This is a genomic window from Streptomyces sp. NPDC051963 (assembly GCF_044593495.1).
GTDB lineage: Bacteria > Actinomycetota > Actinomycetes > Streptomycetales > Streptomycetaceae > Streptomyces.
This window is the reverse complement of record NZ_JBIUCC010000004.1, coordinates 742,705-756,004: the sequence shown is the minus strand read 5'-3', so window position 1 is coordinate 756,004 and position 13,300 is coordinate 742,705. Positions and strand designations below refer to the sequence as shown.

The following is a 13,300-nucleotide window of genomic DNA, read 5'->3' as shown; positions in this document are numbered from 1 at the left end:
CCCGAGCGCGGGGGGGGGGCCGGGCGGGGGCCCCCCCGGGGCCCCGCCCCACCCCCCCCGCGCCCCCGGGGGGGGGGGGCCCCCCCCCGCGCGCCGCCCCCCCTCCGCCGTCGTAGAGCTCGAAGAGGTCAGCTCGCCGTGTCCTCGCGGCGCACCGACAGCAGATCCTCCAGCTGCTCCTCGCGGGCCTGCGCGGCCACGAACAGCAGCTCGTCGCCCGCCTCCAGGGAGTCCTCCTGGGACGGGGTGAGGACGCGGTTGCCGCGGATGATGGTCACCAGGGACGTGTCCTGGGGCCACTCCACGTCGCCGACCTGGGTGCCGGCCAGGGCCGACTCCTCCGGCAGGGTCAGCTCGACGAGGTTGGCGTCGCCGTGGCTGAAGCGCAGCAGGCGGACCAGGTCGCCGACGCTGACCGCCTCCTCGACCAGGGCGGACATCAGACGCGGGGTGGAGACGGCGACGTCCACGCCCCAGGACTCGTTGAACAGCCACTCGTTCTTCGGGTTGTTCACCCGGGCGACGACGCGCGGGACGCCGTACTCCGTCTTCGCGAGCAGGGAGACGACCAGGTTCACCTTGTCGTCGCCGGTCGCCGCGATCGCGACGTTGCAGCGCTGGAGCGCGGCCTCGTCCAGGGACGTGATCTCGCAGGCGTCGGCGAGCAGCCACTCCGCCTGGGGGACGCGCTCGACCGAGATGGCGGTCGGCGCCTTGTCGATCAGCAGGACCTCGTGGCCGTTCTCCAGCAGTTCGCCCGCGATCGAGCGGCCCACCGCACCGGCACCGGCAATGGCGACCCTCATCAGTGACCGCCCTCCTCTTCGGGACCCTTGGCGAACGCCGCCTCGACCTTGTCGACCTCGTCCGTGCGCATCATCACGTGGACCAGGTCGCCCTCCTGCAGCACCGTCTGCGAGGTGGGCAGGATCGCCTCGCCGAGGCGGGTCAGGAACGCCACGCGGACGCCCGTCTCCTCCTGCAACTTGCTGATCTTGTGACCGACCCAGGCGGCCGAGGCGTGCACCTCGGCGAGCTGGACGCCGCCGGTGGGATCGCGCCACAGCGGCTCGGCACCCGAGGGGAGCAGACGGCGCAGCATCTGGTCGGCGGTCCAGCGGACCGTGGCGACGGTCGGGATGCCGAGGCGCTGGTAGACCTCGGCGCGGCGGGGGTCGTAGATACGGGCCGCGACGTTCTCGATGGCGAACATCTCGCGGGCCACCCGGGCGGCGATGATGTTCGAGTTGTCGCCGCTGGACACGGCGGCGAAGGCGCCGGCCTCCTCGATGCCGGCCTCGCGCAGGGTGTCCTGGTCGAAGCCGACTCCGGTGACCCGGCGGCCGCCGAACGAGGAACCAAGGCGTCGGAAGGCGGTGGGGTCCTGGTCGATCACGGCGACCGTGTGCCCCTGTTGCTCCAAGGTCTGGGCGAGAGCGGAACCCACTCTGCCGCAGCCCATGATGACGATGTGCACGACCGTCCTTCCGATGTCAAAAGTCGTTGACTTGGCCTGAACAGGGTCTCAGACCGTCGCCCAAGCTACACAGGCGCGGTCGGCCGGCGGGACCCCCGTGCACGGGTTGCCGCCGGTCAGCGACGGCTGATGCTGCGGACGCTGACCAGGGTCAGGATGCCGAGGCCGACGAGCGTGGCGGCGGCGCCGATCAGCTGGGCGGTGGTGTGCATGGATCCTCCGGAGGTCGGCAACGGCCGGAAAAGGGGCGGGTTTTGTCATATAGGCATAGGTGTGGGACGACCTGCGGAAACCGCCGCCGCACCCGTTCCGGGTTTCACCCGGAGAGCAGATGTGGGATGGCAGGTGGGCGACCTCGCGTTCGAACGCCTACGATCCTCTGTTGTGTCCAAACTGACCGACGTGCCCAAACGGATCCTGATCGGGCGCGCACTGCGCAGTGACCGGCTGGGCGAGACGCTCCTGCCGAAGCGCATCGCCCTACCCGTCTTCGCCTCCGACCCGCTGTCCTCCGTCGCGTACGCGCCCGGAGAAGTACTGCTGGTCCTCTCGATCGCGGGCGTGTCGGCGTACCACTTCAGCCCGTGGATCGCGCTCGCCGTCGTCGTGCTGATGTTCACGGTGGTCGCCTCCTACCGGCAGAACGTGCACGCCTACCCGAGCGGCGGCGGCGACTACGAGGTGGCCACCACCAACCTCGGCAACAAGGCGGGCCTGACCGTCGCGAGCGCGCTGCTCGTCGACTACGTCCTCACCGTCGCCGTGTCGATCGCGTCCGGCATCGAGAACCTCGGCTCCGCGATCCCCTTCGTGGTCGAGCACAAGGTGCTCTGCGCGATCGCCGTGATCGTGCTGCTGACGCTGATGAACCTGCGCGGCGTGAGGGAGTCCGGCAAGCTCTTCGCGATCCCGACCTACGTGTTCGTCGCGGGCGTCTTCATCATGATCGCCTGGGGCGCGTTCCGCGGGCTGGTGCTGGACGACACCATGCGGGCGCCGACGGCGTCGTACGAGATCAAGGCGGAACACCAGGGTCTGGCCGGCTTCGCCCTGGTCTTCCTGCTCCTGCGCGCCTTCTCCTCCGGCTGTGCCGCGCTCACCGGTGTCGAGGCGATCTCCAACGGCGTCCCGGCCTTTCGAAAGCCCAAGTCGAAGAACGCGGCGACCACGCTGGCGCTGATGGGTCTGCTCGCCGTCACCATGTTCTGCGGGATCATCGGGCTGGCCATGGCGACCAAGGTCCGGATGGCCGAGAACCCGGCCGTCGACCTGCTCAAGAACGGTGTCGCGGTCGGCGCCGACTATGTGCAGAACCCGGTGATCACCCAGGTCGCCGAGGCGGTCTTCGGCAAGGGCAGCTTCCTGTTCGTGATCCTCGCCGCGGCCACCGCGCTGGTGCTGTTCCTCGCGGCCAACACCGCGTACAACGGCTTCCCGGTGCTCGGTTCGATCCTCGCCCAGGACCGTTACCTGCCCCGTCAGCTGCACACCCGCGGCGACCGGCTCGCCTTCTCGAACGGCATCGTGCTCCTCGCCGGCGCGGCCATGCTGCTGGTGTGGATGTACGGCGCCGACTCGACGCGGCTGATCCAGCTCTACATCGTCGGCGTGTTCGTCTCCTTCACGCTCAGCCAGATCGGCATGGTCCGCCACTGGAACCGCCATCTGGCCACCGAGAAGGATCAGGCGAAGCGCCGCCACATGATCCGCTCGCGCGCGATCAACACCTTCGGCGCCTTCTTCACCGGTCTGGTGCTGGTCGTCGTCCTGGTCACCAAGTTCACGCACGGCGCCTGGGTCGCGCTGCTCGGCATGGTGATCTTCTACGTGACGATGACGGCCATCCGCCGCCACTACGACCATGTCTCCGACGAACTCGCCGCCCCCGAGGGCCCGAGCGACGACAGCGTACGGCCGTCCCGCATCCACTCCGTCGTCCTGATCTCCAAGATCCACCGACCGGCCCTGCGGGCGCTCGCCTACGCCAAGCTGCTGCGCGCGGACACGCTGGAGGCGCTCAGCGTCAACGTGGACCCGGCCGAGACCAAGGCGCTGCGCGCGGAGTGGGAGCGGCGCGGGATCGACGTACCGCTGAAGGTCCTGGACTCGCCGTACCGGGAGATCACGCGGCCGATCATCGAGTACGTGAAGAGCCTGCGCAGGGAGTCGCCGCGCGATGTCGTGTCGGTGATCATCCCCGAGTACGTGGTCGGCCACTGGTACGAGCAGCTGCTGCACAACCAGAGCGCGCTCAGGCTGAAGGGGCGGCTGCTGTTCACGCCGGGCGTCATGGTGACCTCGGTGCCCTACCAGCTGGAGTCCTCCGAGGTGGCGAAGAAGCGCGCCCGCAAGCGGCAGGAGTGGAACGCGCCGGGTTCGGTGCGGCGCGGTCCGGCGGAGCAGCGGGCGAAGGAGCCGAGCGCGAAGGACTGACGTGCTCGGCAGCACGTAGACTGATGGGCTGCTGTCCATCCTTCCCCCCCTTGACGTTGTGGAGTCACCCCGCCATGCAGGCAGAACCGAAGAAGTCGCTGGTCGGGGAGGAGTACGAGGTCGAGATCGGGCCCGTCGCACACGGCGGGCACTGCATCGCCCGTACGGACTCGGGTCAGGTGCTGTTCGTCCGGCACACGCTGCCCGGTGAGCGGGTCGTGGCACGGGTCACGGAGGGCGAGGAAGGCTCCCGCTTTCTGCGCGCGGATGCGGTGGACGTGCTTTCCGCCTCCAAGGACCGCGTCGAGGCGCCCTGTCCGTACGCCGGTCCCGGCCGCTGCGGCGGCTGCGACTGGCAGCACGCCAAGCCCGGCGCCCAGCGGCGGATGAAGGGCGAGGTCATCGCCGAGCAGTTGCAGCGGCTCGCGGGGCTGACGCCCGAGGAGGCCGGCTGGGACGGCACGGTGATGCCGGCCGAGGGCGACAAGCTGCCGGCCGGTGAGGTCCCGGCGTGGCGGACGCGGGTGCAGTACGCGGTGGACGCCGAAACGGGACGGGCGGGCCTGCGCCGGCACCGCTCGCACGACGTGGAGCCGATCGACCACTGCATGATCGCGGCGCCCGGAGTGAGCGAGCTGGGCATCGAGAAGCGTGACTGGACGGGCATGGAGTCCGTCGAGGCGATCGCGGCCACCGGGTCGCAGGACCGCCAGGTGATCCTGACACCGAGGCCGGGGGAGCGGCTGCCGCTCGTCGAGCTCGACAGGCCGGTGTCGGTGCTGCGGGTCGAGGAGAAGGACGGCGGCGTCCACCGCGTCCACGGCCGCGCCTTCGTCCGGGAGCGCGCCGACGGCCGTACGCACCGCGTCGGCAACGGCGGCTTCTGGCAGGTCCACCCGAGGTCCGCGGACACCCTGGTGACGGCGGTCATGCAGGGACTGCTGCCGCGCAAGGGCGAGATGGCCCTCGACCTCTACTGCGGCGTCGGCCTGTTCGCGGGCGCGCTCGCCGACCGGCTCGGCGAGAAGGGCGCGGTCCTCGGCATCGAGTCCGGCAAGCGCGCCGTCGAGGACGCCCGCCACAACCTCGCGGACTTCCCCCGGGTCCGCATCGAACAGGGCAAGGTCGAGTCCGTCCTGCCGCGCACCGGCATCACCGAGGTCGACCTGATCGTCCTGGACCCGCCGCGCGCGGGAGCGGGACGGAAGACGGTCGAGCACCTGGCGTCCCTGGGAGCGCGACGCATCGCCTACGTGGCGTGCGATCCGGCGGCGCTGGCTCGGGACCTGGGGTATTTCCGGGAGGGGGGGTATCGGGTGCGGATGTTGCGGGCGTTTGATCTGTTTCCGATGACCCACCACGTCGAGTGCGTCGCGATCCTTGAACCGGCCGCGAAGGGCTCCTGACCGGCAGTTTTGTGTGTGCGCGTTATGCGCGGTGTGGGCGTTACGGGCGATATCTTGACGCTGAAATGACGCTCGTGACGCTCATTTGACGCTCGTTCTGATGGGGTGTCAGGTGGCTTTTGGGCACGTCAGGCCCTAGCCATGTGGCGACTGTCGGTGGAGTGTTGAGGGCTGGTGACGCTCTCGGCGATGCAGCCGGAAGTCCCAGAGCAGCCCGAGGGGTACTCCCGCACCAGGGAGCCGCCCTTTCGGGTCTATACAGGGCGTGCCTGCGCGGTGTGGGCTGGATGTCGTGGAACGACGGCCGGCTCCGAACGAACGGCAGCGCGCGCTTCTTGAGCGGCTCGCGGCCGGTGAGGAACCCGGAGGTTGGGCGCCGGGAGATTGGCGCTCGGCGTATGCCCTGCGTGACCGTGGGCTGTTGACGGTGGACAAGGGTGACGGTGCTGCTCGTGTCGAGGTCACGGACGTCGGCCGGTTCTATCTCCGTGATGGCCGCCTTCCTGACGACGCGGTGCCTGCCGATCACGGTGGGCCGTCGGTGCCCGTCGAGTCTTCGGCATCGTACGGCGAGCGGCCCGTCGCCCGTGCGCGGCGGACGAAAGCTCGCGAGTTGGTCGAACGGCTCCTCGCTGAAGGACACGTCCGCTTCGCCGATGCCGATGTTGAGGAGATCGCGGAATGGCGGCGGGTCGTCAACTACGCGAAGCGGCATGGCATGGAGCCGGAGGGGAAGCGCATCGAGAAGGTGGGCGTGTGAGTGAATTCGGGTTCACCAATTGAACTCCGACTTCTGGGGGCAGCGCTCGAAGTCGGCGCTGTCGTCACAACTGCCTGACGGCGATCAGAGTCACCGGGCCACCGCGTAGCTGGGAAGCCGGGCCGCAACCTCGGCAACGGCGGTGCGCTGTTGTCCGGGATGCGGGGTGTGCCCGGAGCGGGTCCAGCGCTCGGATGGGGACAGGCGGATGAGGTCGGCGAAGTCGGCTTCGTCTCCGACCCGGGGGCACTCGGCGACAGCCGGCCCCTGCCGCGACAGCGTCTGCGGTCGGCGCCCGTACGCGCCACGGCCACGGTGGAAGCCTCGATGTCGACCGTGTCTCTCACGGTCGCCAACTGTGAGGCGCCCGTCGGCGACGTCAGCCCACGGTGTGCCTGGAGCGGCTCATGACGGCGATGCCGGCCGTCGCCACCAGGCTGTACAGGGCCGGTGCGAGGAACGCGTGCGGCAGTCCCAGGAGGCCCACGCCGAGGCTGCCGGTCAGCCCACCCAGGGCGCTTGCGATCGCGGTCGAGCTCATGAAGACGGCCGAGGCGGTTGCGACGGCCTCGGGCAGCAGGCGCTGGGCGACGATGATGCCCAGGCCGGCGAACACCCCCCATACCCCGCCCATGAGGACCTGGCCGACGAACATGCCGGCCGCGCTGCCAGTGAGGGCGAAGCACAGGTTCGCGCCGACGCCGAACGCGGCGCCGAGGACCATCAGGCGCATCATCCCGGTCCGGCGGGCGACGACCACCGCCACCGGCATCAGGACCAGCTCGATCAAGGGCTGGATGCCGATGACGGCGCCGCTGACCGCCGTCGGCAGGCGCAGGTCGTCGTGCATGTAGATCGTCAGGTAGCCGTACTTGATCGGCTCGCCCGCGTAGACGAGTACGTACAGTCCGGTAAAGGCGAGCAGGGGCAGCATGCCCCGCACCCCGACGCGCCGCCCGGCCGACGGCTGGGATGTGTCTGCGGCCTGCGCGCCCAGTGGGGCCGAGCGGGCGCCCGCCCGGCCCATCGGGAGGATCTGCGCCAGGGTGCACAGCCCTGTGGCCACGAGCATTGCACGCGGGCCTGCTGCCGTGGCCAGGAACGAGCCCGCGACCGGGCCCACAATCCACCCGGCCGTCAGCGCCATGCGCACGATCGAGACGACCCCGTCCCCGACCGGGCTGGCAGTGGCCTGCAGGTCGTCGTGGACCGCGGCGAACAGCTGCGACCCGGCACCGCCTGCGAACGCCAGGACCACGGCGCTGATCACGAACGGCATCCACACATGGTCTGCCAAGGCCATGACGCACCAGCCGAGGAACCCGGCCACGGCGCACAGCCGGAACAGCCCGAGCCGTCTTCCGGTGCGGTCCGAGCGGGCGCCGATGAGGTATCCGGCGACCGGGGCGGTGATGCTCGTGAGGTAGTAAAGGCCCGCTGTGGTCAGTGAGACGTGCAGGTCATCGACCAGGAACAGGGTGATCTGCGGGGCGGCGGCCGAGGCCCCGAGCCCGGACAGGAACAGCGCGAGGGTCGCCCCGCGGTACAGCGGCGAGCCCCATACCGAGCGCATCGCGGAGGGGGCGGGCGCGACGCCGGCGGCCAGTACAGGTGACAAGACGAGTCCCCCCGGAAGATCAGGCACAAGACGTCACACGCCATAGCTTCGAACATACAGAACATCATCGATGTTCGTAAGGCTGTCATTAGATCAGCGATAGTGTGCGATTCGATAGAGTGGTCAGGCGCATGTGCTCGCCCTCCAGCTCACGGACGAGGAAGTAGCAGCCGTGGAGGCTCCGTACGAAAACACCGGACCAATCTGGTTCTCACTCCATGCGGTCCTCGACGGAGGCAACGCGGATGCCAGTGCGCCAGCCGCGTAAGGGTGAACAGTGGGGCGCCCGGCCTGCATGGTGTTGGGATGGAGCCCCGTGCTGGGATCGCGCTGGCATGGGATGAGGACGCCCGTGCTGGATTTCGGACAGTGATCTGCCAGGTGCGCGGGGCGGATGCTCAGAGGCTCCGTCTGCACGCCTTCTTCACCGCTTCGTGGCCCTCTGCGGAAACAAATCTGCACCCGCCCGACGTTGTCGATCTCCTAGTCGAGGAGGGGAAGGTGTCGGGCCTGAAGCTGTTCCGCACGACGCACCACGTGGAGTGCGTGGCGATTCTTGAGCCCGCCGAAAAAGGCCGCTGACCTGCGGCTTCTTTGAGTGGTCAGGGTTCCTGGTCGGCCACCGTGGCGATCGCCGGCGCTGCGCGAGATCCCTTGTGGGACGCCGGCTGTCCCCCCCCGGGCATGCCTGTGACAGCCAGCGAGCGGTTTCAGGTGCCGCGGGTCGTGGATCTCAGGTGCGGACCATGGTCATGCCGCGGTTCGCGCCGTTCAGGACGCCGACGAGGGCGTTCGGTGCCTGCTCCAGGCCCTCGATGACGTGGTAGAAGGGCTTGATCCGGCCTTCCTCGAGCCAGGTCGAGTAGTTGCGGTCGGCTTCGCCGAAGTGCTTCGCGTAGGTCATGCCGGCGAAGCCCTTCATCGTGAGGTCCTTCAGGATCAGCGTGAGCGGCACTCCCGCGGGCCCGGTCATCGGCTTGTCGGTGTCGTACTGAGCCGTGTTGCCGCAGAGCACGATGCGGCCCCCGATCTTCATGGCGTCCAGGGCGGCTTCGAGTACGGGGCCGCCCGTGTTGTCGAAGAAGAGGTCGACGCCTTCGGGGCAGGCTTGCTGCAACTGTTCGGCCAGGTTGCCGGCCTTGTAGTCGACGGTCGCGTCGGCTCCGACCTCTTCCTCCAGCCACGCGCACTTCTCGGGCCCGCCTGCGACGCCGACCACGCGGCAGCCCGCGATCTTGCCGAGCTGGACGACTGCGGTTCCGATTCCGCCTGCCGCTGCGGACACCAGCAGTGTTTCGCCGGCGACCGGCCGGCCGACGTGGAGGAGTCCGACGTAGGCCGTGTATCCCGACTGGCCCATCAGGCCGATGTAGTGCTCCACGGACTGCGTGCCGTCCCGCTTGGCGAGGCCCTGCGCGGGCAGGGCGACGTAGTCCTGCCACGGCGCCATCGCCTGCACCACATCTCCGGGTGCGAAGGCCGGGTCGTTGGAACTGACGACCTCACCGACGGCGGTGCTCATCATCGGGTTTCCCACCTGGAGCCCGTTTCCTCCGTGAATGGGGTTGTCGTGCATGTAGGCCCGGTTGCCCGGCATGATGTTGAAGTACTGGTTGTGAACCAGGACCTCCCCGGGGCCCGGCTCAGGGACGTCGATCTTCCGCAGCTCGAAGATGTCCGTCGTGAGTTTGCCTTCCGGCGCCGACGTGTAGATCCACTGCCTGTTCAGCTGCTTGCTCATCGCTTTTCCTCCTGTGGCCTTGCGGGTGTTGCCGCCCGAGGTAAACGGAGACTGTCTCCACTCGGGATCCACCCTAACATCTATCTGGAGACGCTCTCCGGATGACTCGACGTCGCTCGGCCTCGGATGCACCGGCTTCGCGCCCCGAGCTCCTCGGGTAATATTCGGAGAATGTCTCCATTCAGCAGGTGGAGACAGTTGCCGTTTGGCTGTCCGGATCACGAGGAGGGTGCATGGCCGTCGGATCGGGTGCGCGTCCGTTGCGCGCCGACGCGGCACGCAACCGGCGCTCGGTGATCGAGGCCGCCCGCGACGCGTTCGCCCGGCACGGCGTCACCGCGTCCCTGGACGACATCGCACGCGCGGCCGGGGTCGGCCCCGGCACCCTGTACCGCCACTTCCCGAGCAGGGACGAGCTGGCCCTGGCGGTGATGGAGGACGGCCTGACCGAGTTGCACCGGCTCGGTGTCGAACTGCTCGACGAGCCCGACCGGTTGAAGGCGGTCCACCTTTGGCTGGACGCCTACATCGAACAGAGCGGCATGTACGAGGGCTTGGCCCGGACTTTGGTCAACCCGCAGGCCGCCGCTGTCGATGAGCAGAGCATCTGCTGGCGGGCGATCGAGGTCGGCATGACACTGATCCGCCGTGCGGGCGAGGCAGGCGTGCTCCGCGCCGACGCCGACGCGGAGGACGTACGGTCCATAGCCGTGGCCATTGCCTGGATGGACGGGGCACTGCCGCCCGACCCCACCCGGCGGGGCCGCCTGTTGCGGATGGTGCTCGACGGGATCCGCCCCCGCTGACGCCGGCCCTCCGCCGTATCGGGCCTTGTTCCGTAGTCAATGTGCCCGGCGGCCCACGTGCTCGGCACGGGAACCGCACACCGGGTCGTCCTGCACCGACGCGACGATCGCCGGCTGCTCCGCGCGCATGGCCGCCGCAGGGAAACCCCGCCCACGGCCGTCAACTCGGCTAGGAGGCAGCGGCGTTCTCGTGTGTGCCGTCGAGGAGCAGGAGGACCTTGGAGGCGACGTTCCGGTCGTGGGCGATGTCGAAGGCGGCGCGGGCCTCGGCGAGCGGGAAGGTGTGCGTCACGATCGCGTCGACGGGCAGGCCCTGGGCCAGGAGGTCGATCGCCTCGTCGAACTCGGAGTCGAAGCGGAAGGCGCCCCGGAGGTCGAGTTCGCGGGTGACGGCGATGTTGCCCAGCAGGGGTACCTCGCCGGGTGGCAGCAGACCGAGGAGGACGACGGTGCCGCCGCGGCGCACCCGTTCGACGCAACTTCGCAGACCCGCGGGCGCTCCGGACGCCTCGACGGCGATGTCGAAGGGCTGCGTCCAGGCGTCGTCCTCGGGGTCGTCGGCGCGAGGTGTGGCGGTGGCCCCGGATGTGGCCGCGATGCGCAAGGGGGCGTCGAGGAGGTCGCTCACGACGATCTCGGCAGCGCCGCTGTGGCGCAGAACGGCGGTGACCAGGCAGCCGATCGGACCCGCCCCGGTGACCAGGACGCGCTTGCCCTTCACGTCTCCGGCCCGGTGCACGGCGTGCAGGGCCACCGACAGGGGCTCGGCCAGGACGGCACGGTGGAGGGGGAGTTCCGGCGGCAAGGTGCGGATCTGTGCGGCGGGCACGGTGACGAGTTGGGCGAAGCCGCCCTGGACGTGGGGGGTGCGGGCGGCGCTGCCGAGGTAGCGGGTGTGGGCGCAGATGTTGCGGCGGCCGGCCGCGCAGTCGGGGCAGCGGTCGCACGGTGTGGCGGGGTGGACGGCGACCGGGGTTCCCACGGCCGGTCCCTCGCAGCCCGCTCCCAGGGCGGCGACGTGGCCGACGACCTCGTGGCCGAGCACCATCGGCTCCTGGACGGTGAAGTCGCCGACCCGGCCGTGGCGGTAGTAGTGCAGGTCCGATCCGCAGATTCCGCCGAGGGCGACGGCGACGGTCACCTGACCGGCCTCGGGCGGGGCGGGGGAGCGGTGCTCGACCCGGAGGTCTCCTGCCGCGTGGATGACGCAGGCTTGCATGGTGAAGGTTCCTTCCGTTGCGGCGCCCGTCACAGTCACAGGACCGAGAGCATGCCGCCGTCGACGTAGAGGACTTGCCCTCCCACGAAGTCGGATGCGGGGGAGACCAGGAAGAGCAGGGCGCCCACGAGGTCGTCGACGTCGCCCCAGCGGCCGGCCGGTGTGCGCCTGCGGACCCAGCCGCTGAACTCCTCGTCGGCGACCAGGGCCGAGGTGAGTTCGGTGTCGAAGTAGCCGGGACCGATGCCGTTGACCTGGATGCCCAGCGGGCCCAGGTCGGCGCACATGCCCTTGGTGAGCATCTTCAGGCCGCCCTTGGTGGCGGAGTAGGCGGCGATGCCCGGCCGGACCGCTTCGCTCTGGAGCGAGCAGATGTTGACGATCTTGCCGTGGCCGCGGGGTGCCATGCGCCGTGCGACCTCGCGTCCGACGAGAAAGGCACTGGTGAGGTTGGTGTCGAGGAGACGGTGCCAGTCGTCGTCGGTGAACTCCAGGAGGGGGCTGCGGTGTTGGACTCCCGTGTTGTTCACCAGGATGCCGATCGGTCCGATCTCCTCCTCGATACGGGCGATGCCCGCGGTGACGGCCGCCGAGTCCGTCACGTCGAAGGCGGCCGTCCGCACCCGGTCCCCGAAGCCGGCCGCGAGTTCCGCTCCCGTCGCTTCCAGGGCGGTGGCGTTGCGTCCGTTGAGGACGACCGTGCAGCCGGCTTCCAACAGGCCTTTCGCCAGCGCCTTGCCGATGCCGCGGCTGGAGCCGGTGACCAGGGCCGTCTTCCCGGTGATGTCGAACAGCGGATGGCTCATGCGCGCACCCCGGCGACGGGGGTCGTGGCCGGCGTGCCCGGTACCGCCGGGCTGCCGGGGAGGGGGGTTCGGGCGGGGCGTTCGGCGAGGACGTCGAGGATGTTGTCGATCGCGAGGTCGACCATGTCGGCCCGGGTCGCCTCGGTGGCCGACCCGATGTGGGGCAGCGTGACCACATGGGGTTCGGCGACCAGCGGCGACAACTCCGTTCCCATCGGCTCGTGTTCGAAGACGTCGAGTCCGGCGGAGTGCAGCCGTCCGTCCCGGACGGCGTGCAGCAGGGCCTCCTCGTCGACGACACCGCCGCGGGAAGTGCTCACCAGCGTGGCCGTGGGCTTCATCACCGCCAGTTCGCGCGTCGAGATCAGGTGCCGCGTCTCCTCGGTGAGCGGAACGTGCAGCGACACGATGTCCGACTCGGTGAGCAGGGTGGGCAGGTCCACCGAGGCCGACAGGTCGTCGTCGGGGGCGTACGGGTCGTGGTGGAGTACGCGCATGCCGAAACCGTGCGCCCGGCGGGCCACCGCGCGGCCGATCTGGCCGTAGCCGATCAGGCCGAGCGTGGCTCCGTGGATGTCCAGGCCGAGATAGTCGTGCATCCGGAACAGCTCCCAGGAACCGGACGCGAGGCTCGCTTCGGCGGCGCCGATCCGACGGCGGGCGGCGAGGATCAGGGCGAAGGTGAGGTCGGCGGTGGTCTCCGCGAGCACGCCGGGCGTGTGGGTGACGACGATGCCCCGCTCGGCCGCGGCGGCCCGGTCGACGTTGTCGAATCCCATGCTCGCCAGTGCGATGACGCGCAGCGAGGGGCCCGCCGCGTCCATCAGCGCGCCGTCCACCGGGTCGTTGCCGAGGGCCAGCACGCCGTTCACGCCGGGGGCGAGCGCGGCGAGGTCGGCGGGTCCGGGCTTCCCGGCACCGGGCCAGGCCACCACGTCCGCGGCCCCGGACAGCCGGTCCAGGCCGCGGCCGGGGAGGTTTTCACGGGTGGCGAGGACACGGTGTTCCATCTGTTTCTCCAGTGACGAGTCGTG

General features: G+C 69.8%; 11 protein-coding genes. 4 read left to right on the top strand and 7 right to left on the bottom strand.

What is annotated here, in order from left to right:
• Positions 1-128 precede the first annotated feature (128 nt).
• Positions 129-806: a TrkA family potassium uptake protein gene (locus ACIHFB_RS20025; protein ID WP_365287655.1), complete on the bottom strand. Its 678-nt coding sequence runs from the start codon at positions 804-806 to the stop codon at positions 129-131.
• The gene (locus ACIHFB_RS20020; protein WP_365287657.1) at positions 806-1,477 is read right to left on the bottom strand and encodes a TrkA family potassium uptake protein; all 672 of its coding nucleotides are present in this window, start codon (positions 1,475-1,477) and stop codon (positions 806-808) included. Before ACIHFB_RS20020 ends, ACIHFB_RS20025 begins: the two co-directional genes overlap by 1 nt.
• A 384-nt stretch (positions 1,478-1,861) precedes the next feature.
• On the opposite strand from ACIHFB_RS20020, the gene ACIHFB_RS20015 reads away from it, so the two are divergent.
• The 3 genes from ACIHFB_RS20015 (at position 1,862) to ACIHFB_RS20005 (ending at position 6,076) form a co-directional block, all read left to right on the top strand.
• Positions 1,862-3,910: an APC family permease gene (locus ACIHFB_RS20015; RefSeq protein WP_365287659.1), complete on the top strand. Its 2,049-nt coding sequence runs from the start codon at positions 1,862-1,864 to the stop codon at positions 3,908-3,910.
• 74 nt (positions 3,911-3,984) lie between these two features.
• Positions 3,985-5,316 (top strand): TRAM domain-containing protein, encoded by a 1,332-nt coding sequence (locus ACIHFB_RS20010; RefSeq protein ID WP_365287661.1) that lies wholly within the window; start codon positions 3,985-3,987, stop codon positions 5,314-5,316.
• A gap of 421 nt (positions 5,317-5,737) precedes the next feature.
• A complete protein-coding gene (locus ACIHFB_RS20005; RefSeq protein WP_365287663.1) occupies positions 5,738-6,076 on the top strand; it encodes a hypothetical protein in 339 nt (112 codons plus the stop codon).
• 379 nt (positions 6,077-6,455) lie between these two features.
• Here ACIHFB_RS20005 and ACIHFB_RS20000 read toward each other — a convergent pair whose 3' ends face one another.
• Both ACIHFB_RS20000 and ACIHFB_RS19995 read right to left on the bottom strand, forming a co-directional pair.
• Entirely contained in the window at positions 6,456-7,694 is a 1,239-nt protein-coding gene (locus tag ACIHFB_RS20000; protein ID WP_365287665.1) for an MFS transporter, read from the bottom strand.
• 733 nt (positions 7,695-8,427) lie between these two features.
• On the bottom strand, positions 8,428-9,435 hold the full coding sequence (locus ACIHFB_RS19995; protein WP_365287667.1) for an NADP-dependent oxidoreductase: 1,008 nt from the start codon (positions 9,433-9,435) through the stop codon (positions 8,428-8,430).
• Between the two features lie 233 nt (positions 9,436-9,668).
• On the opposite strand from ACIHFB_RS19995, the gene ACIHFB_RS19990 reads away from it, so the two are divergent.
• Positions 9,669-10,241 (top strand): helix-turn-helix domain-containing protein, encoded by a 573-nt coding sequence (locus ACIHFB_RS19990; protein WP_365287669.1) that lies wholly within the window; start codon positions 9,669-9,671, stop codon positions 10,239-10,241.
• 169 nt (positions 10,242-10,410) lie between these two features.
• Here the strand turns inward: ACIHFB_RS19990 and ACIHFB_RS19985 are convergent, their stop codons facing one another.
• Genes ACIHFB_RS19985 through ACIHFB_RS19975 form a run of 3 tightly spaced genes read right to left on the bottom strand, consistent with a single transcriptional unit; the run spans position 10,411 to position 13,276 of the window.
• Positions 10,411-11,460 (bottom strand): L-idonate 5-dehydrogenase, encoded by a 1,050-nt coding sequence (locus tag ACIHFB_RS19985; RefSeq protein ID WP_400127506.1) that lies wholly within the window; start codon positions 11,458-11,460, stop codon positions 10,411-10,413.
• A gap of 35 nt (positions 11,461-11,495) precedes the next feature.
• On the bottom strand, positions 11,496-12,266 hold the full coding sequence (locus ACIHFB_RS19980; RefSeq protein ID WP_400127505.1) for an SDR family oxidoreductase: 771 nt from the start codon (positions 12,264-12,266) through the stop codon (positions 11,496-11,498).
• Complete coding sequence (locus ACIHFB_RS19975) at positions 12,263-13,276, bottom strand: 2-hydroxyacid dehydrogenase (protein ID WP_400127504.1); 1,014 nt, start codon at positions 13,274-13,276, stop codon at positions 12,263-12,265. Before ACIHFB_RS19975 ends, ACIHFB_RS19980 begins: the two co-directional genes overlap by 4 nt.
• Positions 13,277-13,300 lie beyond the last annotated feature (24 nt).